3 protein-coding genes are annotated in these 2709 nt (G+C 68.0%); 1 reads left to right on the top strand and 2 read right to left on the bottom strand.

Features of this window, described 5'->3' with window-relative positions; genetic code table 11:
• Both B3587_RS01295 and B3587_RS01300 read right to left on the bottom strand, forming a co-directional pair.
• Nucleotides 1-822 (bottom strand): response regulator transcription factor (locus B3587_RS01295; RefSeq protein ID WP_292725973.1); only part of this gene is annotated, 822 nt, incomplete at its 3' end.
• A gap of 156 nt (nucleotides 823-978) precedes the next feature.
• Nucleotides 979-2049, bottom strand: coding sequence for a glycoside hydrolase family 6 protein (locus tag B3587_RS01300; RefSeq protein ID WP_292725975.1), 1071 nt, complete (start codon nucleotides 2047-2049; stop codon nucleotides 979-981).
• 133 nt (nucleotides 2050-2182) lie between these two features.
• Here B3587_RS01300 and B3587_RS01305 point away from each other — a divergent pair.
• The coding region (locus tag B3587_RS01305) for an endonuclease/exonuclease/phosphatase family protein (RefSeq protein ID WP_292725977.1) at nucleotides 2183-2709 on the top strand (527 nt) is incomplete at its 3' end.

The raw sequence follows: 2709 nt of genomic DNA on the forward strand, positions 1-2709 counted from the left end.
GTGAGGTCCGAGGTGGTGACCACCGGGACCTGGGACCGGGGCGTTCGGTGGTGTGCGTGCCACCAACTGAGATCCGGGAGGCTGCTGGTTGCCGCCGGCCCCCGGCGGGTCGATCGGAGCCTGCGGCGTCGGCGGATAGTACGGCTGTGCGCCTCCGGGCTGCGGATAACCGGGGTGCTGAGCGGGGTAGCCGGGCTGGGGTGGGGCCTGGGTCGGCTGTTGCCCTGCCGGGTAGGGAGCCTGTGCCGGATGCTGGCTCGGGGCCTGGGCGGGGTCGCCAGGAGTGACGGCTCCGGTCGCATCGATAGTGGCGAACGGCTGCTGCGCTGCCGGCGGCACGGCGCTGGGCGCCGCGGGCTGGGTAACGATGGCGGGTCGCGCGCCCGGGAACGAGGGCCCCGAGGGTGCCTGCGCGGGCGGCTGGGCTGCAGTCGGTGTCTGGCGCGGGCGGCGCAGCAGCGCTTCGATCCGTGCCCGCAGTTCCCGCGGGCGGAACGGCTTGACGATGTACTCGTCGGCACCGGCTCCCAAACCCAGGACGACGTCAGCCTCGTCTTCGAGGCCCGTGAGCATGATGATGTAGGTGTCGCTCTGGGCGCGGATGCGCCGGGCTGCCTCGAACCCGTCGATACCGGGCATGTTCACATCGAGGGTCGTGATCAGTGGCTGGTAGGAGAGGACGGCACGGACACCGTCGATGCCATTGCCCACCGAGACCGTCGAGAACCCGGCCGCCTCGAGTGTTTCGGCGAGGATATGCCGGATCTGCGGATCATCCTCGACGATGACGGCGGTCTTGCTCACCCCCGCGTCAGTGCTCATGCTCGATTGTCTCTTTCGCGTCGGGCTGGGTCGAGTATCCGAGCCGCGCAATCCCAGGCATGCGCGGCCGACCCTCTTGATCGTACACAGGCGGGCAGACCGGGGGCGCGGCCATCCGTCGGCGTGCCACGGTGGCCTGCGTGCCGAGCGCCGTCCTCAGGGGAGCGTGACGTTGCGGGTCAGCTCCACCGCGGACTGGGGCCACCATGCGCCGGCTACCGGTCCGCCGTTGCAGGTGCCGTCGCTTTCGCCTGGCGGCTTGATCCAGAGGTTCGTGTCGACGACGTCGTCGCCGTAGGTGCCGCCGGGAGCGCCGATGAGCCTGCCCGGGGGGTTGCACCACTCGCCGTTGGAGCCGGCGCCGTTGCGAGACGTGTCAACGATCGCGTGAAGGCCGCCGGTCAGGCCCGAGAGCTGGTGGGCGTAGTCGAACTCGATCGCCGTGTCGTTGTAGTTCGAGACGTTCGTCGCGAAGCCGCGGATAACATCGTTCATGCCGATGCCGTTGATGAGCTCGGCCATCTGCGAGGCCGGCAGCCAGGTCGAGTGACCGCCGTCCACATAGATCCAGGTGTTCGTCGAGGCAAGTCGGGTGATCGCATTCCGCAGCTGCTCCGTGCGCTCGGCGGTGTTTCCGCACTCGGGGGCGAGGGCCAGGCTGTCGGGTTCGAGGACAACGGTTTTCTGGATGTCGGGGGCCGAGTGCAGGGCCTCGCCGATGATCTGCGTCCACTCGGCGTAGGCTGCATCGTCCAGTCCGCCCGCGGAGAGGCCCGCGCTGCAGTCGCGCTCGGGAAGCCCGTAGACCACGATCGCCAGCGCCTTGCCCTGCGTGCGGGCCTCGCTCAGGAGATTCGTCATCCGCGCGCCGATCTCACTCACCGGATCGATCTCGGGGGTCAACCAGTAGGCGGTGGGCTGGGCTGCCAGGTAGTCGGTAGCGGCGAACTCGTCGGTGCCGTCGGCGAGGCCCGGCAGTGCGAGGGCGGCTTTCGACTCCTCCGGGGCGATGATCGTCGTCCCGACTGCCGGTGCGGTAGCGGTCAAATCACGCACCCAGTTATTCAGGAACATCCAGACGGTGGCGGCGATGGCTGCCACGAGAAGGACGCCGACCGACACGATCGTCGCGATAGCCCACCCGGGCAGGACCTTCGGCTGTGATTCCGGGCGCACCGCTGCGGACTCGGGCTGTTCTTGCACCGCGGAGGCGCGTCGGGAGGGCACGACCAAACTCTAGCGGAGGGCTTCGGAGGATCCCCGTGAACCCCTCCTGCGGTGAAGAGATCGCAAACGCTGGGGATATGTCCAGCGGAGCGCACGCGGTCGGCATCCGTGCCCCTCTATCGTGGGGAGTGGCATGAAGGTCATCTCGTACAACCTGCGCAAGCACCGTGCGGCAACCGAGCTGCGAGAGCTCGTCGAGCGCCACGGTGCTGATCTGCTCTGTCTGCAGGAAGCCGATACGACCGACATCCCCGATGACATCGGTGGGCTCGTGCTCGCCGACTCGACGCAGCGCAACCGCCTGGGTCTTGCCGTGTATTACCGCGAGAACACGTATCGGGCCGTTGACGTGCGGGCGATCGCGCTGAAGAAATCGCTGCACGATCGAGTGCTCAAGCCCGCGGAGGAGCGGATGCTGGGGGTGCGCCTGCACGACATCGATACGGGCAGTGACATCGTCGTCGCTTCGTTCCACGCTGCGCCGCTGACGGCGCTGAACTCGCTGCGTCGGCATCAGATCCGCACCGCTCTGGCCGAGCTCGACTCGGTCGGCGAGGGGCTTCCGAAGCTCATGGTCGGCGACTACAACTACCCCGTGTTCAAGGAACGCCTCGGGCAGCACGTTCGAGACCAGGGGTACGAGCTGAATCTCAGCGACTC

This window comes from Microbacterium sp. UBA837, from assembly GCF_002296025.1.
GTDB lineage: Bacteria > Actinomycetota > Actinomycetes > Actinomycetales > Microbacteriaceae > Microbacterium.